This window comes from Paraburkholderia sp. BR14374 (assembly GCF_040948685.1).
Lineage (GTDB): Bacteria > Pseudomonadota > Gammaproteobacteria > Burkholderiales > Burkholderiaceae > Paraburkholderia > Paraburkholderia youngii.
The window spans coordinates 85,018-108,147 of the sequence record NZ_JBFPKF010000013.1 but is presented as its reverse complement, the minus strand read 5'-3'; the positions used below and the strand labels follow the sequence as shown (position 1 = coordinate 108,147).

The 23,130-nt window shown below is 64.5% G+C and carries 24 protein-coding genes; 16 read left to right on the top strand and 8 right to left on the bottom strand.

Annotated features, from left to right (window positions below):
• Positions 1-2 precede the first annotated feature (2 nt).
• From AB3X86_RS26090 to AB3X86_RS26065, 6 genes are all read left to right on the top strand, one after another.
• A complete protein-coding gene (locus AB3X86_RS26090) occupies positions 3-758 on the top strand; it encodes a nicotinate-nucleotide adenylyltransferase (protein ID WP_368598246.1) in 756 nt (251 codons plus the stop codon).
• Between the two features lie 4 nt (positions 759-762).
• On the top strand, positions 763-1,212 hold the full coding sequence (gene rsfS / locus AB3X86_RS26085) for a ribosome silencing factor (RefSeq protein ID WP_176109161.1): 450 nt from the start codon (positions 763-765) through the stop codon (positions 1,210-1,212).
• 36 nt (positions 1,213-1,248) lie between these two features.
• Positions 1,249-1,719, top strand: a complete 471-nt coding sequence (gene rlmH, locus AB3X86_RS26080; RefSeq protein WP_008919684.1) for a 23S rRNA (pseudouridine(1915)-N(3))-methyltransferase RlmH — start codon at positions 1,249-1,251, stop codon at positions 1,717-1,719.
• 258 nt (positions 1,720-1,977) lie between these two features.
• Positions 1,978-2,607 carry a nucleoside triphosphate pyrophosphatase gene (locus AB3X86_RS26075; protein ID WP_368598245.1) on the top strand — a complete coding sequence of 210 codons (630 nt, stop codon included), beginning with the start codon at positions 1,978-1,980 and terminating at the stop codon, positions 2,605-2,607.
• 9 nt (positions 2,608-2,616) lie between these two features.
• Complete coding sequence (gene rng, locus AB3X86_RS26070; protein ID WP_368590349.1) at positions 2,617-4,086, top strand: ribonuclease G; 1,470 nt, start codon at positions 2,617-2,619, stop codon at positions 4,084-4,086.
• A 398-nt stretch (positions 4,087-4,484) separates the two neighbouring features.
• Complete coding sequence (locus AB3X86_RS26065) at positions 4,485-4,883, top strand: VOC family protein (protein WP_368598244.1); 399 nt, start codon at positions 4,485-4,487, stop codon at positions 4,881-4,883.
• A gap of 18 nt (positions 4,884-4,901) precedes the next feature.
• Here AB3X86_RS26065 and AB3X86_RS26060 read toward each other — a convergent pair whose 3' ends face one another.
• Complete coding sequence (locus AB3X86_RS26060) at positions 4,902-5,711, bottom strand: mechanosensitive ion channel family protein (protein ID WP_176109165.1); 810 nt, start codon at positions 5,709-5,711, stop codon at positions 4,902-4,904.
• Between the two features lie 203 nt (positions 5,712-5,914).
• Entirely contained in the window at positions 5,915-6,415 is a 501-nt protein-coding gene (locus AB3X86_RS26055; protein ID WP_368598243.1) for a GAF domain-containing protein, read from the bottom strand.
• A gap of 285 nt (positions 6,416-6,700) precedes the next feature.
• On the opposite strand from AB3X86_RS26055, the gene AB3X86_RS26050 reads away from it, so the two are divergent.
• Positions 6,701-7,183 carry a lysozyme gene (locus tag AB3X86_RS26050; protein ID WP_246392069.1) on the top strand — a complete coding sequence of 161 codons (483 nt, stop codon included), beginning with the start codon at positions 6,701-6,703 and terminating at the stop codon, positions 7,181-7,183.
• On the top strand, positions 7,180-7,617 hold the full coding sequence (locus tag AB3X86_RS26045; RefSeq protein ID WP_368598242.1) for a hypothetical protein: 438 nt from the start codon (positions 7,180-7,182) through the stop codon (positions 7,615-7,617). The genes AB3X86_RS26050 and AB3X86_RS26045 overlap by 4 nt, the downstream gene beginning before the upstream one ends.
• A gap of 36 nt (positions 7,618-7,653) precedes the next feature.
• Here AB3X86_RS26045 and AB3X86_RS26040 read toward each other — a convergent pair whose 3' ends face one another.
• Positions 7,654-8,079, bottom strand: coding sequence for a molybdopterin-binding protein (locus AB3X86_RS26040; protein WP_368598241.1), 426 nt, complete (start codon positions 8,077-8,079; stop codon positions 7,654-7,656).
• 158 nt (positions 8,080-8,237) lie between these two features.
• On the opposite strand from AB3X86_RS26040, the gene AB3X86_RS26035 reads away from it, so the two are divergent.
• The 5 genes from AB3X86_RS26035 to AB3X86_RS26015 all read left to right on the top strand — a co-directional run bounded on the left by AB3X86_RS26035 (position 8,238) and on the right by AB3X86_RS26015 (position 13,741).
• On the top strand, positions 8,238-9,800 hold the full coding sequence (locus tag AB3X86_RS26035; RefSeq protein ID WP_368598240.1) for an SH3 domain-containing protein: 1,563 nt from the start codon (positions 8,238-8,240) through the stop codon (positions 9,798-9,800).
• Positions 9,801-9,950: 150 nt separating this feature from the next.
• The gene (locus tag AB3X86_RS26030) at positions 9,951-10,436 is read left to right on the top strand and encodes a VOC family protein (RefSeq protein WP_176380793.1); all 486 of its coding nucleotides are present in this window, start codon (positions 9,951-9,953) and stop codon (positions 10,434-10,436) included.
• A 67-nt stretch (positions 10,437-10,503) separates the two neighbouring features.
• Positions 10,504-10,977: a VOC family protein gene (locus tag AB3X86_RS26025; RefSeq protein ID WP_176109171.1), complete on the top strand. Its 474-nt coding sequence runs from the start codon at positions 10,504-10,506 to the stop codon at positions 10,975-10,977.
• Between the two features lie 91 nt (positions 10,978-11,068).
• Entirely contained in the window at positions 11,069-12,289 is a 1,221-nt protein-coding gene (locus AB3X86_RS26020) for an MFS transporter (RefSeq protein ID WP_368598239.1), read from the top strand.
• Between the two features lie 636 nt (positions 12,290-12,925).
• Positions 12,926-13,741, top strand: a complete 816-nt coding sequence (locus AB3X86_RS26015) for a FecR family protein (protein ID WP_368598238.1) — start codon at positions 12,926-12,928, stop codon at positions 13,739-13,741.
• 3 nt (positions 13,742-13,744) lie between these two features.
• On the opposite strand, the gene AB3X86_RS26010 is transcribed toward AB3X86_RS26015, so the two are convergent.
• Complete coding sequence (locus AB3X86_RS26010) at positions 13,745-14,677, bottom strand: recombination-associated protein RdgC (RefSeq protein WP_368598237.1); 933 nt, start codon at positions 14,675-14,677, stop codon at positions 13,745-13,747.
• A 198-nt stretch (positions 14,678-14,875) separates the two neighbouring features.
• Between AB3X86_RS26010 and AB3X86_RS26005 the strand changes: the two genes are divergently transcribed.
• A complete protein-coding gene (locus tag AB3X86_RS26005) occupies positions 14,876-15,202 on the top strand; it encodes a hypothetical protein (RefSeq protein WP_176109174.1) in 327 nt (108 codons plus the stop codon).
• 66 nt (positions 15,203-15,268) lie between these two features.
• Here the strand turns inward: AB3X86_RS26005 and AB3X86_RS26000 are convergent, their stop codons facing one another.
• Positions 15,269-16,114, bottom strand: a complete 846-nt coding sequence (locus AB3X86_RS26000; protein ID WP_176109175.1) for a glycosyltransferase family 2 protein — start codon at positions 16,112-16,114, stop codon at positions 15,269-15,271.
• A 290-nt stretch (positions 16,115-16,404) separates the two neighbouring features.
• Between AB3X86_RS26000 and AB3X86_RS25995 the strand changes: the two genes are divergently transcribed.
• Complete coding sequence (locus tag AB3X86_RS25995; protein WP_368598236.1) at positions 16,405-17,706, top strand: O-antigen ligase family protein; 1,302 nt, start codon at positions 16,405-16,407, stop codon at positions 17,704-17,706.
• Between the two features lie 45 nt (positions 17,707-17,751).
• On the opposite strand, the gene AB3X86_RS25990 is transcribed toward AB3X86_RS25995, so the two are convergent.
• Positions 17,752-18,846, bottom strand: a complete 1,095-nt coding sequence (locus AB3X86_RS25990; RefSeq protein WP_368598235.1) for a glycosyltransferase family 4 protein — start codon at positions 18,844-18,846, stop codon at positions 17,752-17,754.
• A 182-nt stretch (positions 18,847-19,028) separates the two neighbouring features.
• Here AB3X86_RS25990 and AB3X86_RS25985 point away from each other — a divergent pair, with 182 nt between their 5' ends.
• Positions 19,029-20,054, top strand: a complete 1,026-nt coding sequence (locus AB3X86_RS25985) for a glycosyltransferase family 2 protein (protein WP_368598234.1) — start codon at positions 19,029-19,031, stop codon at positions 20,052-20,054.
• A gap of 48 nt (positions 20,055-20,102) precedes the next feature.
• Here AB3X86_RS25985 and AB3X86_RS25980 read toward each other — a convergent pair whose 3' ends face one another.
• On the bottom strand, positions 20,103-21,152 hold the full coding sequence (locus AB3X86_RS25980) for a glycosyltransferase family 2 protein (RefSeq protein ID WP_368598233.1): 1,050 nt from the start codon (positions 21,150-21,152) through the stop codon (positions 20,103-20,105).
• A gap of 150 nt (positions 21,153-21,302) precedes the next feature.
• Positions 21,303-23,096 carry a lipid A export permease/ATP-binding protein MsbA gene (gene msbA, locus AB3X86_RS25975; RefSeq protein ID WP_368598232.1) on the bottom strand — a complete coding sequence of 598 codons (1,794 nt, stop codon included), beginning with the start codon at positions 23,094-23,096 and terminating at the stop codon, positions 21,303-21,305.
• Positions 23,097-23,130: the final 34 nt, after the last annotated feature.

The window sequence follows — 23,130 nt, the reverse complement described above, 5'->3', positions numbered from 1 at the left end:
CCGTGTCGCTTACGGTCACGACAAAGGATCCTCACCTGAAGCCGAACGCTCACCCTGTCGCGCTGCCCCGCCGGATCGGTCTTCTGGGCGGCACTTTCGATCCGATCCACGACGGCCACCTCGCGCTCGCGCGGCGGTTCGCCGACGTGCTGCGGCTGACCGAACTGGTGCTGCTGCCGGCCGGCCAGCCGTGGCAGAAAGCCGACGTATCGCCCGCCGAACATCGACTCGCAATGACGCGCGCGGCGGCCGCGTCGCTCGCGATCCCCGGCGTGACGGTGCGCGTCGCGACCGACGAAATCGAGCACGAAGGCGCGACCTACACGGTCGACACGCTGCAACGCTGGCGCGAGCGCGAAGGTGCCGACGCATCGATCACACTGCTGATCGGCGCGGATCAACTGGTGCATCTCGACACGTGGCGCGACTGGCGGCGCCTGTTCGAGCTTGCGCATATCGGCGCGGCCACGCGGCCCGGCTTCGACCTCGCGTCGGTCGCCCCCGCGGTGGCGAGGGAAATCACCGCGCGCCGCGCGAAAGCTGAGGTGCTGCAGGCCACGCCCTGCGGCCATCTGCTGATCGACACGACGCTCGCGTTCAACGTTTCGGCCACCGACATCCGCGCGCAGCTGCGCGAGCAGGTCAACCAGCGGCTGGTCCACGCGGGTGCGAGCGACACCGCCCAGGATCAGGCCACGAGTCACGTCCCCGCCGCGGTGTGGGACTATATTCTTCAACATCATCTGTACCACCGGTAACTCCATGGATATTCGCAAACTGCAGCGCGTAATCGTCGACGCTCTCGAAGACGTCAAGGCGCAAGACATCAAAGTGTTCAACACCAGCCACCTGACCTCGCTGTTCGATCGCGTGATCGTCGCGAGTGGCACGTCGAACCGGCAAACCAAGGCGCTCGCGTCGAGCGTGCGCGAAGGCGTGAAGGAAGCCGGCGGCGAGATCGTCAGCACCGAGGGCGAGGACATCGGCGAATGGGTGCTGGTCGATTGCGGCGACGCGATCGTCCACATCCTGCAGCCGGCGCTGCGCCAGTACTACAACCTCGAGGAAATCTGGGGCGACAAGCCGGTGCGCATCAAGCTGTCTACGCCGAGTCCGTTCGGCGGCGCGCGTGCAAGCGAGCCCGACGACGAGGAAGACGAGGATTTGCCTGCCGCGAAGCCCGCGCGCAAGACTAGCGCGCGCCGCAAGTAAGCGGGCCGTGTCGGCCACACCGCTACTTTCGTCGCAATGAAACTGCATATCCTCGCCGTCGGCCACAAGATGCCGGACTGGATCGCGACCGGCTTCGACGAATACGCTAAGCGCATGCCGCCCGAGCTGCGCATCGAGCTGCGCGAGATCAAACCGGAGCAGCGCTCGTCTGGCCGTTCGGCCGAAAGCGTGATGGCCGCCGAGCGGCAGAAGATCGAAGCCGCGTTGCCGAAGAACGCGCGCATCGTCGCGCTCGACGAACGCGGCAAGGACTGGACCACGATGCAGCTCGCGGGCGCATTGCCGGGCTGGCAGCAGGACGGCCGCGACGTGGCCTTTCTGATCGGCGGCGCGGACGGTCTCGATCCCGAGCTGAAAGCACGCGCCGATATGATGCTGCGCGTGTCGAGCCTCACGCTGCCGCACGCAATGGTGCGCGTGCTGCTGGCCGAACAGCTTTACCGTGCGTGGACCATCACGCAAAATCACCCGTATCATCGCGCATGAGTGCCGGAGCCAGCGCGGCGACGCCTGGCAACCGTTCGTTGTTGATGGCACGTCGCGGGTGCTCTGGTCGATACGCTTCTTGAACGCATTGCCGCCACTTCATGCGATGATGCGCCCGACGCGCCGCGCATCGATGCGATGAATGGATTCGGCGCATCGATCGCGTCGCCGAATCAAGCTCGCCCCGCCCGCTCTTCCACGCCCATCCGCGTTCACCGCCGCCACGCCATCCGTTCCCCGCTCCATCGAGACCCGTTCATGCCCACGCCCACCGCTTCGCTGCATCCGTTCGTCTACCTCGCCTCGCAGAGCCCGCGCCGCCAGGAGCTGCTGCAACAGCTCGGCGTGCGTTTCGAATTGCTGCTGCCGCGCCCCGATGAAGACGCCGAAGCGCTCGAAGCCGAACTGCCCGGCGAACACGCGCGCGACTACGTGCGGCGCGTATGCATTGCGAAAGCGCATGCGGCGCGCGCGCGTCTCGTGGCCGCTGGTCACGCGGTGCGGCCGATCCTCGTCGCCGACACCACCGTCACGATCGACGACGCGATTCTCGGCAAGCCCGTCGACGCCGACGATGCGGTCGCGATGCTCGCGCGCCTCGCGGGCCGCACGCACGAAGTGCTGACCGCGCTCGCCGTGATCGATGCCGACGGCGCGCTGCTGCCGGCGGCGTTGTCGGTGTCGAAAGTGCGTTTTGCTGCAGTGCACGCAGACGCGTTGCGTCGCTATGCGGCGAGCGGAGAGCCGCTCGGCAAGGCGGGTGCCTATGGCGTGCAGGGACGCGCGGCGGAGTTTATCGAGCATATAGACGGGTCCTATTCGGGTATCATGGGTTTGCCGCTTTTTGAAACCGCTGCCCTCCTGCGTGCAGCGCGCATCGACTTCTAGAACAACACCATGAATGAAGAAATCCTGATCAATGTCACGCCGCAGGAAACGCGCGTCGCGCTCGTTCAACAGGGCGCCGTCCAGGAACTTCATGTCGAACGAACGCTGTCGCGCGGGCGCGTCGGCAATGTCTATCTCGGCAAGGTCGTGCGCGTGCTGCCTGGCATGCAATCGGCGTTCATCGACATCGGCCTCGAACGCGCTGCGTTCCTTCACGTCGCCGACATCTGGCATCCGCGCATTGCCGGCGAAGCGCAACATCAAACGCCGCATCAGCCGATCGAAAAAATCGTCTTCGAAGGTCAGACGCTGATGGTGCAGGTCGTCAAGGACCCGATCGGCACGAAGGGCGCGCGGCTGTCCACGCAAGTGAGCATCGCCGGGCGCACGCTCGTTTATCTGCCGCAGGAACCGCACATCGGCATCTCGCAGAAGATCGAGAGCGAGGCCGAGCGCGAGGCCGTGCGCGCGCGACTGACCGCCGTGCTGCCCGCCGACGAGAAAGGCGGCTACATCGTGCGCACGATCGCCGAGGATGCGACGAGCGAAGAGCTCGCCGCCGATGTCGCGTATCTGCGCAAGACGTGGGCGACGATTCTGTCGCAGGCGCAGCGCATGCCGCCCACCAGCCTGCTCTACCAGGATCTGAATCTCGCGCAGCGCGTGCTGCGCGATTTCGTCAACGATGAAACGTCGCGCATCCAGGTCGATTCACGCGAGACGCATCAGATGCTCGCCGATTTCGCGGCCGAGTTCACGCCGGCGGTATCGTCGAAGCTGCATCACTACACCGGCGAGCGGCCGCTATTCGATCTGTACAACATCGAGGCCGAGATTCAGCGCGCGCTGTCGCGTCGCGTGGACCTGAAGTCGGGCGGCTACCTCGTGATCGACCAGACCGAGGCGATGACGACGATCGATGTGAACACCGGCGGTTACGTCGGCGCGCGCAACTTCGACGACACGATCTTCAAGACCAACCTCGAGGCCGCGCATACCATCGCGCGGCAATTGCGGCTGCGCAACCTGGGCGGCGTGATCATCATCGATTTCATCGATATGGAAAACGCCGAGCATCGCGACCAGGTGCTAGGGGAATTGAAGAAGGCGTTGTCGCGCGATCGCACGCGGGTGACCGTCAACGGCTTCTCGCAGCTCGGGCTCGTCGAGATGACACGCAAGCGTACGCGTGAGTCGCTCGCGCATGTGCTGTGCGAACCGTGCCCGGTTTGCCAGGGCAAGGGGCAGGTGAAGACCGCGCGCACGGTGTGCTATGACGTGTTGCGCGAGATTCTGCGCGAGTCACGGCAATTCAATCCGCGCGAGTTTCGCGTGGTTGCTGCGCAGCAGGTGATCGATCTGTTTCTCGAGGAAGAGTCGCAGCATCTGGCGATGCTGATCGATTTCATCGGCAAGCCGGTGTCGTTGCAGGTGGAGTCGAATTTGAGTCAGGAGCAGTACGATATTGTGCTGATGTAGGTATTGCACCGGATCGGGCCGGATCATTCATACCGGTCTGGGCGCAGTGCCCGCATCAGCTTTTCGATGTTCTTGTCAGCACCCGATTCAGATTCTCGCCTTTAGCGAAAGTGATTCGCAAAGCACGGCCATTTCAGCACCACACGACGGCTCGAGAACAAATAACAGGCGAGCTCCAGCCCTCAGTTTCTGGACGTACTCATCACCCTTCTGCTCGCTGAGCGTGGCCCCCTTCGAGTCGTCGCGACTATCGATCCACTGGATCCACATCCGAACCTCCGCGAGCGAAAACGCCCGCCGGCATATCCGGCTGATAGTCGAACGCCTGCGCATCGCCAAGCCCTGTTGAAACGAGTCAAAGGTATAAACTCACCGCAACTTCCAGAGGGAGACATCTAATGCAGCTTCTCGATCACGTATCGATCGGCGTTCCCGACATCGAGGCAGCCCGCCCTTTCTACGACGCCACCATGTCAGCTCTCGGCACGAGCAAAGTCTTCGACCGTCCCACCGCCTTGGGCTACGGCGAGCGTTGCACGATCGACGATAGCTCATCGACCTATCTGGCCGTGTATCTCGATCCAAATGAAATAACAGAAAACAAACGTCACTGGTGCTTCAAGGCGCCGTCACGCGAGCACGTCGATGCATTCTTCAAAGCGGGACTCTCGACCGGCGGCAAATCCGACGGCCAACCTGGCTTGAGGCCCCACTATCATGCCGGCTACTACGCCGCATTTCTGATCGACCCGGCCGGCAATCGCATCGAGGCCGTATGCCATGCCGCGAAACCCTAAACCCGAACCTCTCGAGGCCTAAGCCGCCACCTCACACCCCGCCTGCTCCAGCACAGACTGCGCCCTCTGTTGCAGATCGCCGCCAGCCAACGACGCGTCCGGCGACCTGACCCACGCGGCGATCCTTAACGTCGCGCCGCCATCCGCCGGATAATCCGCAACCGACACCACCGGTGCAAGCGTCGAACCGCTCAGCACACGCGGCTCGTCGGCCACGAGCTTCTGCAGTTGTCCGATCGCTGCATCCACGTCCTTGCGCTGCGCGAGTTCCACATCGACCTCGATGCGCTGCGTGCCGCCACAACTGTAGTTGATTACCGGATTGCTCCAGATCTGGCTATTCGGCACGAACACGATGTTGCCGTCGCCGCGTTCGATCCGCGTCGTGAAGAGCCCCACCTCGCGGACGATGCCAGCCGCGGCGCCGCTGCCTTCGATCACGTCGCCGACGCGAAACGGTCGCAGCAACAGCAGCATCATGCCGGCCGCGATGTTCTGCAACGTACCTTGCAGCGCGAGGCCGATCGCGAGGCCAGCCGCGCCTAGCACGGCCAAAACGCTCGCGGTCGCGATGCCGACTTCACCGAGCGCCGCGATGAAGGCGAGCACGCGCACGGCCCACGTGCCCATCGCCGCGAGCATCGGCGCGAGGGTCGGGTCCGCGTGCGTGCGTGCGAGCGCCTTCGCTAACATCGCGCCGACGCGATTCGACAACCACCAGCCAATCACGACGATCAGCACGGCAATCGCGATATCAACGACGTCGTGTGTCAGCGTGACGAGCAGTGACGGCTGAAGATGAAAGAAACGGTAGAGGGAGTCGTCCATCGTCGGCTTGGTCCGCTTGATCGAATACCGATGCAGAGCCAGCACGACGCGTTCCTGTCCATCGGTCGCAAGATGCGGTACGCGACTTGCTACCCGGGCGTCGATCTCGACGGCCTCAGGAAGATGCGCTCGAGCGTCTCAAAGATTGAGATGGACGATCTGTGCTTCAATGCTGCGCGTCGCGCTCGGCGCGATTCGCGACGTTACACGCCGCGCGGCAGCGCTGCCTCGATGAACACCGCGCACAACGCTTGCATGCCCTTCGCGTCCTCCTCGTCGAAGCGCGCGATGATCGGGCTATCGACATCCCACACGCCGATCAGCGTACCGTCGGGCGCGACGAGCGGCACGACGATTTCCGATTGCGACGCCGAATCGCACGCGATGTGACCAGGAAACTCGTGCACGTCGCGCACGACCTGGGTCCGACGGGTTTGCGCGGCCGTACCGCAGACGCCCTTGCCGAGTGCAATGCGCACGCACGCGGGCTTGCCCTGGAACGGGCCGACCACCAGTTCGCGGCCGTCGTGAAAGTAAAAGCCGGCCCAGTTCAGATCGCTCAACGAATGAAAGACGAACGAAGAGAAGTTCGCGGCGTTGGCGATCCAGTCCGTTTCGCCGGCCAAGAGCGCGCGCGCCTGCGCAACCAGTTCTTCATATTGCGCGGCTTTCGGCAGATGCGAGGTAGAGGAAACTTGGAACATGACGGGGTCTCTAATCAGAGCGGGATGGTAAACGGCAAAGTTTAAAGCAAGCGCAATCCCCACGCGCGGATGTCGAACGCGGCGACACACACCGCGCGCATATGCTCGCGTCCCCTCCAATTCTCAATTTGCCCTTTTCAGATTCTATCTTAATATTATAAATAACTCATTTCGCATTATTTTAACTCAAACTGATTTTTGCGAGTTCTATTTTGTTATATTACTCACTCCATTCGATCTGCTTTTTTAAGATACTCGATGCCAAACGCAAATTCAGATAAATCCATGAGTGAAGCAGGCTATACCGCCCTTCGTATAAATGAAGGCGTCGTTATGCGCTACTACAACGATGCACCAAAGAATGGTAATTGCACCTGGGGCATCGGCACATTAGCCCACTTCGGTCCGTGTACGGCGGAGGAACTAGCGCGAACGGTTGTTCCCGAAGAGGCAAACACTATCCTGCGAAATCGGGTTCGTGAGGCAGAGGCAGCAGTTAAAACCGTGGTCACGCAGTACGAATTGACTCAGGCACAGTTCGATGCTGCCGTGTCTTTTGCTTATAACTCGTCACGCCAGAACACACGCGACGCGCTAGGTCCCGCAAATACCGGAGACATGACAGCCGTCGCAGAAAAAATGATGCTCAATGTGATGATTACCCCGCGCGATCGCAATGGCCGAAAGATCGGTCCTGCGAAGAGAAGCCGGGGACTAACGAGCCGCCGCCAACGAGAATCCGCGCCCTTCCGGCAGTCCGCACAATGACAGGCCACAAGATTTTTGCATACGTGGCTCTCACACTGACCGCCTCGGCGAGCGTGTGCGCCGCACAAACACCACACGCGACAATCAATGATTTCGTCGGCAATTGGGTCGTGACCGATGTTGTTGACTACGCCGATATTTCTGGTGGCATCCCCGAAGCAAAAAGGATTCTCGGCATGACGATGACAATTACGCCGCAATCCATGAGCTTCGACAGTGAAACCTGTCAGCCGAACACAGGTTTTACCGTCAAACGAATCGACACGCTTTCGGCGTTGAAGAATCAGTTCGGGCTTCGCGTAAATGAAACCGGATTGCCCGCTACAACTGTTGTCGTAGATAGCGACAATTGTTTTGCGGTTTTCCGGATGGACGCTCACAGGATTGTGTTTGGATGGGACGGCATCATCGTTCGCGCGCTACGGGATCAGTGAGAGCTCGCTGAGTACCGTCCCAGAGGCCTGGGCCTGCTACTGATCGACCCCAATAATCACGCTCGACGCCTTGAAAATCGCCGTCGCCGTCTTGCCGCTCGCGAGGCCAAGACGCTCCACGCTGTCGTTCGTGATGATCGCCGCGATCTGTGCGCCGCCTGCACTGATCGTCACTTCCGAATTGACCGCGCCCTTCGTCACGGCCGCGACGGTCCCTTCGACGCAGTTTCGCGCCGACACCTGGTGCTTCGCGACATCGACCATCACGATCACCGACGATGCCTTCACGAGCGCAAACGCCTGCTTGCCAGCCGCGAGCCCGAGCGATTTCGCGCTGCCGTGTGTGATGATAGCGACGATCTCGAGACCGTCCGACGTGCGCAGCGTGACTTCGTCGTTGACGGCACCGTGCGTGACGTCAGTGATTTCGCCGCTGAACTGATTGCGTGCGCTGGTTTTCATAGCGAGCTCCCTGTCGATTCAAGCGCGTGGCAACGCGCGGGTGGACGGACAAAGCGAGTGTAGCGGATGCCGCGCGCGCCACCGGCTAACATCCAATGCGCCGCGGGTGCCGCCGACACCGTATCATCGTGGCCTTGCACGTCACACGCCGAATCCTTATGTCAGTCGCCGTTCTCTCCCGCCGTGCCTGCCGCACCGCCATGCTATGCGCCGCCGTCACGACGCTTGTCGCGTGCGGCACGCCAACGCCGCCGCATGGTACGCACGCGTTCGTCGATAACGTCACGCTGTTTCCGCTCGCCCATTACGACCAGAACGTCGATCACTGGCTCGATCCGAACAGCCCCGACTACGATAGGCCGTTTCTCAGCGCCGCCGAGCAGCACGCACATTTCGACGCACTATTCGCGCGCTACTTCGGCACGGGCGAGAACGCGCCGTCGCCATGGAATCCCGCCTGGGTGAGCGCACGCGTGTTTGGCGAACAGGGCGAGGACATTGCCGCACTGCAACAGCGCCGCATCGACAAGTTCGACAACACCGGCAAGCATGGCGGCGTCATCGGTTACGGCGAAAACTTCCGGCCGCACGACAAGGCGTGGATCGACGCGATCGCGCGCAACATCAACGTCGCGCAGTTCACGCAAGCGCCGGTGTATCAGCCCGAGCGGCGCGCGATCGCGACCGGCAACCTGATGGTGCGCGAACTGCCGACCACCGATCCGTCGTTCTACGATCGTCACCTGGCCGGCGAAGGCTATCCGTTCGACAACCTGCAGATTTCGGCGGTGCGGCCGGGTACGCCGCTCTATGTGCTCGGCGGCAGCGTCGACGGTGCATGGCATTACGTGCAGACGCCCGACGTGCAGGGCTGGGTGCGCAGCGACGGCGTGGCGTTCGCCGACGATAGTTTCATCGATCAATGGCGCACGGCGGCCGGCAAGTCGCTGGGCGCGGTGATCGCCGCGTCGGCGGCGGTCAACGACAGCCGCGACGTATTCCGCTTCAACGCGCCGGCCGGGACTATGCTGCCGCTGCTGACGGGTGGCTCGGCATCGCCAGCCGCGACCAGCACCAACGCAGGCGCGCTCCAGCTACTCGTTCCCGCGCGCGACGTCGACGGCCGGGCGCTGATCCGCACCGCGTCGCTCGACGCCACGCAAATCACGCCGATGCCGCTCACCGCGACCCCGCGCCATCTCGCGACGCTGTTGAAGGCGCTGATCGGCCGGCCGTACGGCTGGGGGAACAGCGGCCTCTACAACGATTGTTCGTCGGAACTGCAAAGCATCTTCGCGGCGTTCGGCGTGTGGCTGCCGCGCCATTCGTCGACGCAGATGAGCGCCGGCCGCATGATCGATCTGTCGGACTCGACGCCCGCCGAGCGGCTCGACTATCTGGCGCGGCATGGCGTGCCGCTGCGCACGCTGATCTACATCGGCGGCCACGTGATGCTGTACCTCGGCAACACGACGCGCAACGGCGCCACGGTCCCGGTCGTCTATCAGGACGTGTGGGGCCTGCGTCCGGCAGACAACAGCCGGCGCGCGGTGATCGGTGGCTCGGTAATCCTGCCGCTCGACGAGCGCATCGCCGAGGACGCGACGCTGCAGTCGCTCGCCGCGACGCGGACGTTCCAGATCAGCATCCTCGGCGCACCGGCCGGCAGCGTGGCGCCGTCGTCCGCGCCGCCTGCGGACGAGGACAATCCGGCGGGGTGAATGACAACGGCGACTCACCCTCGCCCGGGGCCCGAAAATATTTTTCCCGGAGTGTCGATCCAACGGTCACCAACTCGTCGTAACGTTGAAGACCCAGCTCACGCAGCCGGTCTTTCCACTGAGGAACCGTTACTTCAAGGAGTCACCGTCATGTCCAGCGCCGCAGTCAAACCGATCCCGGAAGGGATGCACTCACTCACGCCGTACCTGATCTGCAAGAACGCCGCCGAAGCGATCGCGTTCTACACGAAAGCCTTCAACGCCGTCGAACAGGTCCGTCTGCCGGGCCCCGACGGCAAGGTGATGCACGCGACCCTGAAAATCGGCGACTCGATGCTGATGCTGACCGACGAATGGCCCGAGCACCAAACCTTCGGCCCGAACACGCTGAAGGGCACGCCGGTCACGATTCACCACTACGTACCGGACGTCGACGCAAGTTTCAAACAGGCGGTCGACGCAGGCGCGACCGTCACGATGCCCGTCACCGATATGTTCTGGGGCGACCGCTATGGCCAGGTCAAAGACCCGTTCGGCCACAGCTGGTCGCTCGCGACGCACAAGCGCGACCTTAGCACCGAGGAAATCCAGAAGGCGATGGCCGCGATGGATTGTTCGTCCCAAGAGAAGAAGTGAGCTGAAGGTGGGCGTCGGGCGAACGCACGCCCGGCCCCACCGACACCCGTCCCGAAGGAGCAACGCCATGCAGAAAATCGCGCCGTGCCTGTGGTTCGACGGCAATGCGGAAGAAGCCGCGGAGTTCTACACGTCGGTGTTTCCGGCTTCGCGCATCGCCACCACGCTGCACTCCACGGACGCCGGCCCCGGACCGGCGGGCGAGGTCGTCGCCGTCACCTTCGAAATCGAAGGCCAGGAGTTCATGGTGCTGAACGGTGGCCCGCAATATAAATTCACGCCGGCCATCTCGCTGATGGTTCACTGCGACTCGCAGGAAGAAGTCGACCGCTACTGGTCGAAGCTGCTCGACGGCGGCGAGCCGGTGGCCTGCGGCTGGCTGCGGGACCGCTTCGGCGTGTCGTGGCAGATCACGCCGAACGTGCTGCTGCAGATGTTGCGCGATCCGGATCGCGCGAAGGCAAGCCGCGTGATGGCGCAGATGATGAAGATGGTCAAGCTCGATATCGCGCCGCTGGAACAGGCGTATCGCGGCGAGTAGGACCGCGTCGGCAGCGAGCGCCCCGCCTTCCCTCGCTTGCGCGATCTTTTGATAGGATCGGACTCGACCCCAACACGGCGAGACAACCACGGTGCGCGTCAACCATCAGTCGTTCTTCTGCTCGCTGTTCATCGCGCGTCTCGCCGATCAGATCCTGCTCTTTCTGGTGCCGCTCGTCGTCTATCAAACGACGCGCCAGGTCTCGTGGTCGGGCCTCGCGTTCTTCATCGAGACACTGCCGCGCTACCTCGTGTTCCCATTCTTCGGCGCGCTCTGCGACCGCTTCCCGCCGCTGCGTCTGATGCGGCTGAGCCAGGCAGTGCGCGCACTCGCGTGCTTCGGTGGTATCGCCGCGTATGCGCTGTTCGGCGGCATCGGCTGGCTGATCGCGCTGTCGGCCGCGTGCGGCGTGCTGACGAGCCAGGGGCTCGTCGCGCGCGAGGTGATGCTGCCGCAGATCTTCAGCACGCAGCAGATCCAGAAAGTGCTCGCTTATTCGCAACTGGCCGACCAGCTCGGCTTCGTGCTCGGGCCGATGCTCGCCGCGCTGCTGCTCGGTGTGTGGCGTTGGGAATGGGTGGTCGCCGCGACCGGCATGCTGTTTCTGTGCGCCGACGCGGCGCTGTTGGTCTGGCAGCGACTGAGCGGTTTTCGCGCGCGCTCGCCCGGGTCCGCTCAATCGCTCGCGCGCGCCGCTCGCTGGAGCACGCCGCTGCGCATCGCGCTCAAGCACGTGTGGACGCTGCCGGGCCTGAAAAAGGTCATCATGCTCGCGGCCGCGGAGAACCTCGTCATCGGTGTCACGCTCGCGACATCGGCGGCGATGGTGACGGGCTTGCATGCGCAATCCAATCGCTACTACGCAGCTTTGCAAACGGCCGGCGCGGTCGCCACGGTGCTGGTGCTGCTGACGGTGGCGCGCGCCGGCTGGCCCGCGCGCGTGCTCGGTCTCGTCGCGTTCGTGACGATCTGCGCGGGCGGCGTGATCGCGGGCGCGAGCGCGTCGCCGTGGGGCTATGCGCTCGGCTTTCTGCTGATCGTCGGCTTCGACAAGATGTTCAACGTGTACATCCGCAGCGCGCGTTTGCAGATCATTCCGCCCGAGGACTACGGCAAGACGATCGGCGTCGCGATTTTGCTGAACAATCTGACGCAGCCGCTCGCCGGCCTGCTGGTCGGCGTGTTCTCCGCTCGTACGCAAACGGGCCCACTGATCGTCGCGCTGTCGCTGACGATGGGCGGCATCGGCGCCGCGGTATCGATCGGCTCGGCGCTGCTGCGCGGCAAGCGCGCGTGGGCCCTCGAAGACTGACAGCGCTTCGACACGCGACCATACGCGCAAAGTTACCCACAGTTTTTGTTGGCAAATCTGTGCATAACTTCCCGGGAAAAGCCGCAAGCCTTTGATACGGCTGTCGTTTTTTCGTCTGCATCGAAGGTGCGGCAGCGCACGGAGTTTTACCGGGGTTGATGCTCGAACGCAAGTCACGATGCATGACAGGTTGCAACGCAACCGGGAACTCGCCCGCGCGCAGGACGGCGATGATCCGCGTGGCCCAGCGAATAGTTTCAGCCGGCTTCACACACCCGTCAGCCAAACCCGGCACACTGTAATTCGTGACGAAAAGGCTACGTTCGCTTGCGGCGCAATTGGCCGTATTTCACGGCTAAACATTCATGAAAAATTGAAGTCACACGCATGGCGCAGTTTTTTTGTATCGGTGACAATGTGTCTGCCTGATCTGAAATTACCGGGTGTGCGTGCGTAACCCCGATGCGAACTCAGGTTCACATTCAACCTGAAATAGTCCATTCAACAGGCATGAATTGTTAAATGTGATTTGCAAAATTCAATTGATAAATCACATCTGTCAATTGCGTTCAGAGTGCGGCACATTTAATCAAAATGCTTTGCGAGTCGAATACGGAAAGACAGGCCAATCATGAATTGCGGCGCGAAGCCGGCACCGCGCTACGCGAAGACGCGGGGGTTGTCGGCGTGTCGACGGGACGGCGACGCGCGCTGAAGGCGCTGTCGTGGCTCGCCATCGCCGCGCCCGCGGGATGGCTCGCGAGCCGCCCGCCATGGCGCACATGGACCGCCGACTTCCGCACCGCGACCGGCGAACTGCACGACATACTGCTCGCGGATGGCTCCCAGATCACGCTGGGCAGCGCGAGCGCGATCGACGTCGCGTTCGAAGCGAACGTTCGGCGCGTTCATCTGCTTGAAGGGGAAATCATGGTGCGGCCCGTGAGCGATGTCCGCGGCACCGCTGGCACCCGAACGACTCATGCGCCTTTACTCGTGCAAACGGCCGAAGGCGTCGTCGAAGCGCGTGGCGCGCAGTTCAGTGTGCAGCAACGGGACGGTTTCACGCGCGTGGCTGCGTTTCGCGGCGACGCGTTGGCGACGCCAGCAGCCACCGCGGCGCTGATGCTGACGCAGGACCAATGGTGCAGGTTCACGCGCGACGGCATCGCGGCGCCGCTCACGCTCGACCCACGCGAGGCGATGTGGACTCGTGGCCTGCTCTACGCGAACGACATGCGTATCGCGGACCTCGTCGATGAACTCGCGCGCTATCACGCCGGCGTGTTGCGCTGTGCCGCCGACGTCGCCGATCTGCGCGTGTCGGGCATCTATCAGCTCACCGATAGCGACGCGACGCTCGCGCTGCTGCAGCGGATCTACCCGATCCGTCTGCGCTCGATCACGCCTTACTGGACCCTCGTCGAAGCGCTCGACAGCACGAGAATCTGACGCTCAAGCCGCCACGGCCTGCGGCAACGCGAGCCCTTGCTCGCCCTGCTCGCCGCCGAGTGCATCGATCAGATCGCGCAGCATGCGGTCGAGTTCGGCCGTCATCAGCGCGACGTCGGAATCGAAGCGTTCGTCGTCGTTCTGCGCGGTCGGATCGCTCGCTTCCTTGAGCACGTCGAGCGGCGCGATGCGCTTGATCGTCAGCGACGGCGTCAGCACGAACGACACGCGATCGTTCCACGTCATCGCCAGCCGCATGCATTGCTTACCTGCCTCGATGTGGCGGCGCATGTCTTCGGCGTCCAGCGCATGTCCGACATAGCGGACCGTCGCGTTGCCCTCGGCGGGCGAACGCAGCTCGGTGTCCTGATCGAGCGTGAAACCCGCCGGCGCGTCGCCGTCGAGCAGCCAGCCGGTCATCGCCGCGACCGGCGACTGCGCGACGCGCACCGTCATCAGCGGCAACTGGTCGATCGACTTGACGAGCAGACCGCGCACATCGTCGGCGAGCGCCTGCGACGCCGCGTCGATCACGAGCCAGCCATTCGTGCAATCGATCCACACGCGCGTATCGCGGCGGATGCTGAATGCGCGCGGGCGCAACTCGTCGGTGACCTGCTCCTTCAGGTCGCGCAGCTGCTTGCGGCCCGGCTTGAAACCCTGCTGCTCCTCGAGCTCGGCCGCGCGATCGCGCGTGATCTGGGTGACCACCGACGCGGGCAGCAGCTTCTTCTCGGCACGGAAGGTCAGCAGCATCTGACCGTTCATCGCGTAGACGAGCGAGTCGCCGTCGCGCGGCGGCGCCCACCCCTGGGCCTGCATCTCGACGCTCTGGCCGGGCGCGAACGCGTACGGCGCGAGCCACTTCTGCATCTGTTCAGGGGTGACGGACCACGGAGCGGGCAGACGGTGCAGCTGAAGGTTTTTGAACCACATGAGCGAAGTCGGATTTAGGCAAAGCGCAGCATTTTATCCGACGAGAACCAGCCGGGGCGTTCTGGCCGACGCGATCGTGGATACTGCCGATTTTCAGAAACAAAGCAAAAATCTTCCGACTACAGGCCCGCGCAGCCGCGCGTTTTGGCGGCAAATCACCTAGACTTTTGGACAGGACAGACCTAGACGGAGGCGGTCATGGCCGACCAAACCGCAAGTTGGCAAACGGTGCAATACGAGGGCTTCGAGATACACGTGTCACCTGTTCCGAAAGACCCGCCCGACCCGGCGCATGCCGCCGACGCGGCCACGCAAAAGAGTCGCTACACGTATCTAGGCTACGTCTGTCATCCGGGCGCCAATCCCCAGCTTCCCGGTCATGCGGTGCCGTTTCACGCGGATGGCGAGGAGAGCTTCGCGAGTGTCGACGACGCGCTCTACGAAGCGGTGCACGTGGGACGCAGCATCGTCGACGGCACGCATCCGGACCTGACGGTGCTGCCGCTCGTGACGGGCGGCGTTTGACACCCGCAGCGACACCCGCAGCGACACCCGCAGCGCGTTGAGCCGCCGTTTTCGGTTCGGCGCCCGTCAGCCCAACGCGCGCTTGATGCGCGACTTCAGCAGCGCCCGGCGCAGCCGGCCGGTGCGCTCCGGCTCGCTGACCGCGAGCGCACCGTCGATGGCGGTGCCGCGGCGCAGGTAATAGCGGTCGAACGTCGCCTGCGTCATCCCCCACTTGTTGAGAAACTGGCGACGGCCGTCGTTCTTCACGATCTTGCCGGTGCTCTTCTGCTGGAAGTGATAGACGAGACTGTCGCCGACGCCGACGAACACGCGGCAGCCCGCGTCCCACAGCTTCATCGAGAAATCGTTGTCGCTGCTCATGCCGGGGCTTAGCTCGCTGCTGTAGCCGCCCACCTTGAACCACCAGTCGCGATGCACGAGCGTCGGCGGCCACGTCGCGCCGCGCCAGTCGGCACGCACGAGACTGGGCGCGGCAGCGACCAGCTCGTCGGCGCGAAACACCTGGGCATCGCGGCCGAAATCGCGTACGACCACGCACGGATTGCCCGAATCGACCGGCTCGATCATCGTGCCCGACAACATGAACAGCCTGTCGGCCGGCATCTGCGCGAGACGCTTGACGAGCGCTTCATCCCAACCCGGGCAGCAGTACATGTCGTCGTTCATGTAGACGATGTAGTCCTGCGTCGCGCGCGCCGCCGCGATATTGACCGCGTGGCAGATACCGATATTGCCGGGCGACGCCGTATGCTCGATGCCCTCGTCGCGCACCCACGCGAGCGTGCCGTCCGAACCGTCGTTGACGTGCACGATGATCTGGTGCGGATACGTCGAATGACGGCGCAGGCTTTTGATCACGAGGCGCAGATATGGCAGGTTGTTCCAGGTCGGGATGATGATTGAGAACATCGAGTCGGTCCGTTGAGCTGGGCGCGGGGCGCGGCATGCGCCGCGCGCCGGCCATGAATGTCGCGCGATTGTACCGCCCCCCGCCTTCTCGCACGACAGGCGCCGCCTGCCGCCGCCACGCCGAATACCGCGGGCCGACGGTACCTTGCCGGGTGCGGCAGCAAGCATTCCGCAAGGTAGCGCATGGTTATAATCCGGATCGCTCTGCCGTCTTGAAAACCTCAAATGGTCCGGCGTCCCCTGCAATTTCACCACCGGAACGGTAGTGTGCTCATCGATAACGTAGACCTATGATTTTTGCTTCCAGTCTGGTCTGGCTCACGTCGGCCCTGCTGTTTCTCGCGCCCGCGGTCAATCTGATGTGGCGCGGCGGCACCGGCTACTGCTTTTTCGTACTCGTCGCGCTTGCGCTCGGCGCGGCCATCGTCAACCGGCGCATGCCGGGCTATTTCTCCGCGTTGCGCACCTATCGCTGGTTCACGATCGGCATGCTCGCGTTCGTCGTCGGAATCGGCGCGCAGCAGCTGGCGCTCGGCTACTGGCTGCCACGCGAACTCGACTCGGTCGCGCGCTTCGTGTTCGCGCTGCTGGTGTTCCTGCTGCTGCGCCAATTGCCGTCTCGCAATCTGCGCATGATCGGCTGGGGCTGTGCGGCCGGCGCGCTCGCGGTCGGCGCATGGGCGATCATCAATCAGCCGCCCGGCGGCTGGACCGAAGCGAACCGCCTGAACAACTCGTACACGAACGCGATACCGTTCGGCGATACCGCGCTGCTGCTCGCGTTCCTGTCGGTATTCACGCTCGGCTGGGACAATCCGCGCGACTGGCGCTTGCTCGTGCCGCGCGTGCTCGCGCTGGTGTCGGGCGGCTATGCGTCGTTTCTGTCGGGCTCGCGCGGCGGCTGGCTCGCGGTGCCGGTGTTCGTCGTGCTGCTCGGCATGCAGTACCACTGGTTCACGCGGAAAAAGCGCCTGCTGGTCGCGACGCTCGTGATCGTGATCGGCGCGGGGGGGCTGTTGTCGACCGAACGGGTCCAGAAGCGCTTCGCCGAAGTGCCGAACGATGTATCGATGATGCACAAGGGCGAAGACTTCACGGCCACCGGTCTGCGCCTGCAACTGTGGGACGCATCGCGGATGATCGTCGAGCGGCATCCGCTGTGGGGCGTCGGCAAGGGCCATCTGGTCAACGAACTCGGCGCGATGGCCAAGCGCGGCGAGGTGAAGGCCGAGATCGTCAACGAACGCGCGCATAGCGACTTCTTCTCGACACTGGCCGAGATGGGCGCGGTCGGCGTGGTCTGTCTGCTGCTGTTCTACTACGGCATGACGGTGTATTTCTGGCGACACCGGCACGCGAGCGACCCGGCGATTCGCGCCGCGTCGTATTCGGGTCTCGCGGTCGCGTCGAGCACGGTGATCTTCGGGCTCACGATCGACGTGCTGGTGCCGGTCATGGTAACGGTACTGCTCGCGCTGCTGGTAGCGACCCTGCTGGCGATGATCGATGCACGCAAGCGCGAGCTGCGCAGCGAAGCGCCGGCCGCGCCGACGCCACCCGCGCTCGTGCGCGAGACGCAGCCGCGCGATTGATTCCGATTCGACGAGAAGCGGCTGCCCGAGCGCGGAGCGCCGCCCTCATCCTCGCGTGAACACCTCGTAAAGCGCCGCGACGTGCGCGTCGACGCTCGGGTCGTACACGAGGCTGTCGCGCGGTGCCGCGATGCGCGCGGCGCCGCTCTTCACGCGTTCGACCGCCTGCCCGATCGCGCGCTCGAAACTGCCCTGGGACTGCCGCGAAAACTCGATCTTCGCGGCGCCGGTCACGGTCTCCGCCGAGCCGACGTTGTCGGCGATCACGAGCGGCGTGCCGCACATCACCGACTCGACACCGACGAGCCCGAACGGCTCGTACGCCGATGCGACGACCGTGAAATCGGCGGCCGCGAACAGCTTTTCGATCTCTTTGCTGTAACCCGCGTAACGAATTGTGTCGCCAGTTTTGGGCACCGGGCGGCCCGCGACGACGAGACAGACCGGCAGCGTCGTGCCCGAGAAAAACTCTTCGAGCAACGGATAGCCCTTGCGCTCGTGACTCGTCGACGAGAACACGAACATCACGCGATCGTCGGGCACGCCGAGCTGGCGGCGCACGGCGGCGCGCGCGGCGGCGTCGAGCGGCTTGAAGCGGGCGGTGTCGACGGGCGGATAGAGCACGTCGATGCGCGCTGCCGGCACGTGATAGAAACGCTGCAACTCGCGGCTCATCAATTGCGAATGCGCGACGATCGCGCGGGCCCGCGTGTAGACGCGCCGCTCGAGCTCGATTTGCCATTCGTCGCTGCGACGCGCGGTGCGGCCCGCGGCTTCGAGCGAACCCGGATGCGTTCCGCCGCACAATGCGACGTCGGCATGCGTCGAGTGATTGATCGAGAACACGCACGCCGGACGATGCCGCTTCAAACGCTGCTTCAGACGCCAGTCGAACGCGAGGTTGCGCAGCTTGCGCGGCGCCCAGCGCACGTTGAGCGGCTGGGCATCGATCCACGCGGCCTCGGGAAGCGCCTCGTCGATCTCGCGCGCGAACAGCGTCGGGCGCAGACCGAGCCGATGCAGGCCGGCGATCACGTCGCGCGTGTAGCGCTCGGCGCCGCCGCTGTTCTTCAGCGCCTGGGCGGTCAGCGCGATGTCGGTGAGGGGCCGCTGGTTCGGGTCGAGGGTCGGCTCTGACAAGGATCGGTCTCGGTGAGGCGCACGCGCGGACGAGTCCTTGGGTGCGCAGTTTCGGGGCAGCGGCAATTGTAAAGGATGGATTTCGCCGGGTTCGGCTCGCGGGGGCTCGGGTTTGCCGTGCGCGTCGCGCGGCGCGGCCGTCAGCGGCTAGAATCTAGGCCAATCGCTTTCTCCCCGACTCCATGACCGATAGCCTGGCGCACCTCGCACCCCCTGCAACCGCCGACACCGCCCGCCCCCTCGTCTCGATGCTCGTGATCGCCTACAACCAGGCAGAGCAGATCGGCGACGCCGTGCGCAGCGCGCTCGCGCAAACCTACGAGCCGCTCGAAATCATCGTCTCCGACGACGCGTCCCGCGACGCGACCTACGCCGCGATCGAAGCGGCGCTCGCCGGCTACAGCGGGCCGCATCGCGTGATAGCGCGGCGCAATATGGTGAACCAGGGCATCAGCGCGCACCTGTCGCAACTCGCGCAGTTGGCGCAGGGCGAGTTGCTGTTCATCGCAGCCGGCGACGACATGTCGGCGCCCGAGCGCTGCGAGCGCGTCGTCGACTGCTGGCTCGCGCATGGACGCCGCCCCGACCTGATCGCGACCGATCTCGCCGACATGGACGAAACGGGTCACGTGCACGAGCGCGTGAGCCCGACCGAGCTCGACCGCTATCGCAGCTTCGACGACTGGCTCGTCGAGCGTCCGTGGCTGATCGGCGCCGCGCATACGTGGTCGCGACGCCTGATCGAGCGCTTCGGGCCGATGCTGCCGGGCGCCGCGGCCGAGGATCAGATCATGGTGCTGCGCGCGATCCTGTCGGGCGGCGCGATCAGTCTGCGCGAGCCGCTGGTGCGCTACCGGCGCGGCGGACTCTCGCGCAAGCGTCGCTACCAGTCAGTCGACGAGCTGATCGCGCGGATGCGGCAGAGCAATCGCTACGGACTCGCGGAACTTGCGCAGCTGCAGCGCGACGCGCAGATCGCCGGCGTCGGCGAACGCATGCGCGCGGCGATGGCGCCGAAGCTCGCGCGCGAGCAGTTCATCCATGCGATGTTCGAAGCGCGCAGCCTGGGCGAACGCATCGGCCTCGTGACGCGCAGCGCCGGCGTAAAGCTCGGGCTGCGGATTCGGATGTTTCTGTATGCGAGTTGCCCGGTGGCCTATGCTCCGGGCATCTGGCTCAAGCGGGTCGTGCGGAGCAGAAAGGCCTGAAGACGTCGGTGAGTTCTGACCGCGCTTTGCGACTCGACGCGGCGCGGCTCACGAAACTCGGCGCGACGCGCCCCGCCGCTGCCGCAAGCGTCGCGCGAGACTCGGCCTTCGCAGTTCGACGCCGAAGCTCAGCACACTCGCGCGCAAGCGCCGCAGCATCTTCACCGAGCGCACGAAGGTCTCGCCGGTGTGACTGATCATCACGAACTCGAACGCGCCGCGCCAGCTCGCGACACCACGCGAAAACGCGTACATGTCGTGACGCGCATCGACGGGCAGCTCGGCGCCGAAGCGGCGCGTGAACACCCGCACCTGATCCGCGATGGCTTCGATCTGCCGCCGCCGGCTCGCGCCGCGCCGCCGTGCCGCCTCGGCGCCGCATTCATCACGCACCGCGCGCTCGTGGGTCGCGCTCGCGCCGACCGCGTTGCCGTCATGCTGCCGATACTTCAGATGCGGCGCCGCCACGTGGCGAATCTCGCCGAACGACGCAACCACCATCGCGAGCCACCAGTCGTGCATCACGATGCCGGGCGGGAACGGCAGTGCGCGATCGAGCGCCGCGCGGTTGACGAGCATCGCGCAGCCGGGCACATGGTTGCTCAGCAAAAAATCGCGCAAGCGCGTCGCGCAGCGCGACTTCGCGGTGATATCGAACAGCGAGCGCGACAGACGGCACAGCGTCGAGTCGACGAGCTCGATGTCGCAGAACGCGAGCGCCGGCGTGGCGGCGCCGTCGCCCGCGCTTTCCGCGCGCCGCACCTCCCGCATCAGATCGGCGACTTTCTCGGGCGCCCAGACGTCGTCCTGGTCGGCAAGCGCGATGTAGTCGCCGCGGCAGCCGGCGAGCGCGCGCTCGAAATTGCCGACGATGCCCGCCCGCGTGCCATCGCCGACGAGCCGCACCGGCACGCGTCCCGTATACGACGCGAGCAGTTCGCGGGTGCCGTCGCAGGATGCGTCGTCGGATACCACGACTTCGAGATGCGGCCAGCTCTGCGCTTCGAGCGAAGCCAGCAGCTCGGGCAGATAGGTGCGGCCGTTGTACGTCGCGAGCGCGATGGAGACGAGCGGCTTGGTCGGATCGTCGTCAAACATAGGCAGTCGATTTCCGCCAGGCGGACCGTGATTGCCCGCCAGCATGCGATGAGCGCCGAAAAAGCGCAATAAATTGAGACTTAAACACAACACCGGCCCAGATAATGGGCCGGATAGGCGAATCAGCGGTCGGGGCCGCAATGTGCCGGATCAAACCGGGCTTTGCTGGAACTGGATCCGATGCAGATGCGCGTACAGGCCGTCGTGCTCGAGCAGCTCGCGATGGCTGCCACGCTCGACGATCCGGCCCGCTTCCATCACGAGGATGCGGTCGGCGCGCTCGATGGTCGACAGCCGGTGCGCGATCACGAGCGTCGTGCGGCCCTTCATCAGCGTTTCGAGCGCCGCCTGCACGTGGCGCTCGGACTCGGAATCGAGCGCCGATGTCGCTTCGTCGAGTATCAGAATCGGCGCGTCCTTGTAGATCGCGCGCGCGATCGCGAGACGCTGGCGCTGGCCGCCCGACAGCATCATGCCGTTGTCGCCGACGAGCGTCTCGATGCCCTGCGGCATCGCCTGCACGGTGTCCCACAGGTTCGCCGCACGCAACGCCGCCTTGACCTTCTCCGCATCGACCTCCTGACCGTACGCGACGTTGTGCGCGATCGTGTCGTTGAACAGCACGACGTCCTGGCTCACCATCGCGATCTGGCTGCGCAGCGCGTGCAGGTCGTACTCGGGCAGCGCGACGCCGTCGACCAGGATCGCGCCGCCGGTCGGATCGAAGAAGCGCGGCAGCAGGTTCACGAGTGTGGTCTTGCCGCTGCCCGACGGACCCGCAAGCGCGACCATCTCGCCCGGGGCGACCTTGAACGACACCTGGTCGAGCGTGTGACGGTTGTGCGTGGAGCTGGTGCCGTAGGTGAACGACACGTCGAGGAACTCGACCTCGCCGCGCGCGCGGGCGAGGGGCTTGCCGCCGCCCTTCGGCTCGGCGGGCTCGTCGATCAGACCGAAGATCAGTTCGGCCGCGGTCATACCACGCTGCAACGGCTGGTTCACGTCCATCAGATGCTTGAGCGGCGAGATGATCAGCAGCATCGACGTGACGAACGCGACGAAGCCGCCGACCGTCGTCTGATCCGATGACGACTGCACCACCGCGATCGTGATCACGACCGCGAGCGCGATCGATGCGAGGAACTGCGTCAACGGCTGCGCGAGGCCGCCGGATACCGTCATGCGCATCGCGTAGCCGCGCAGGCGCCGGCTCATCGAGTTAAAGCGGTCCATCTCGTACTGCTCGCCGTTATGCACCTTGACGACCTTGTAGCCGCCCACCGTCTCCTCGACGATGTACGACAGCTCGTTGGTGAGCAGCTGATGCTCGCGGTTCAGGCGCCGCAGCCGGCGATTGATCTTGCCGACCAGCCAGCCGATGCCCGGCAGCAGCACCGCGACGATCAACGTCAGGCGCCAGTTCAGATAGAACAGATAGCCAAGCAGGAAGATCACCGTCAGCGAGTCGCGCACGAGCGTGACCATCACGCTCAGCAGCACGTTCAGAATCTGGTTGACCTCGAAGACGATCGCGTTGATGACCGTGCTCGCGGTTTCGCGCTGGAAGAACGCGACGCTCGTGTGGATCATGCGGTCGAACATCTTCAGACGCAGCTCGAGCAGGATCTTGTTCGACACGTACGCGAGCAGATAGCCGGACGCATACTGCGACACGCCGCGAATCAGCGCGAGGCCGATCACCGCGATCGGCACGAGCCACTTCGTCTTGTCGACCGCGTGCGAGCCGAAGCCCTTGTCGAGCAATGGCTTGAGCAGCGCGGGAATGGCGGCGTCGGTGCCGGCGCTCACTGCCATCGCGACAATCGCGCCGAGCACGACCCACAGCAGCGGCTTGATGAATGGCCACAGGCGCCGCAGGACGACGGCCGGCGACGACGCATCGCCTGAACCCATGGGTTTGCTTAACGTTGGCTTCGCGTTCAAGGAATCCTCTGGAAATGCGGAACGGCGAGCACGC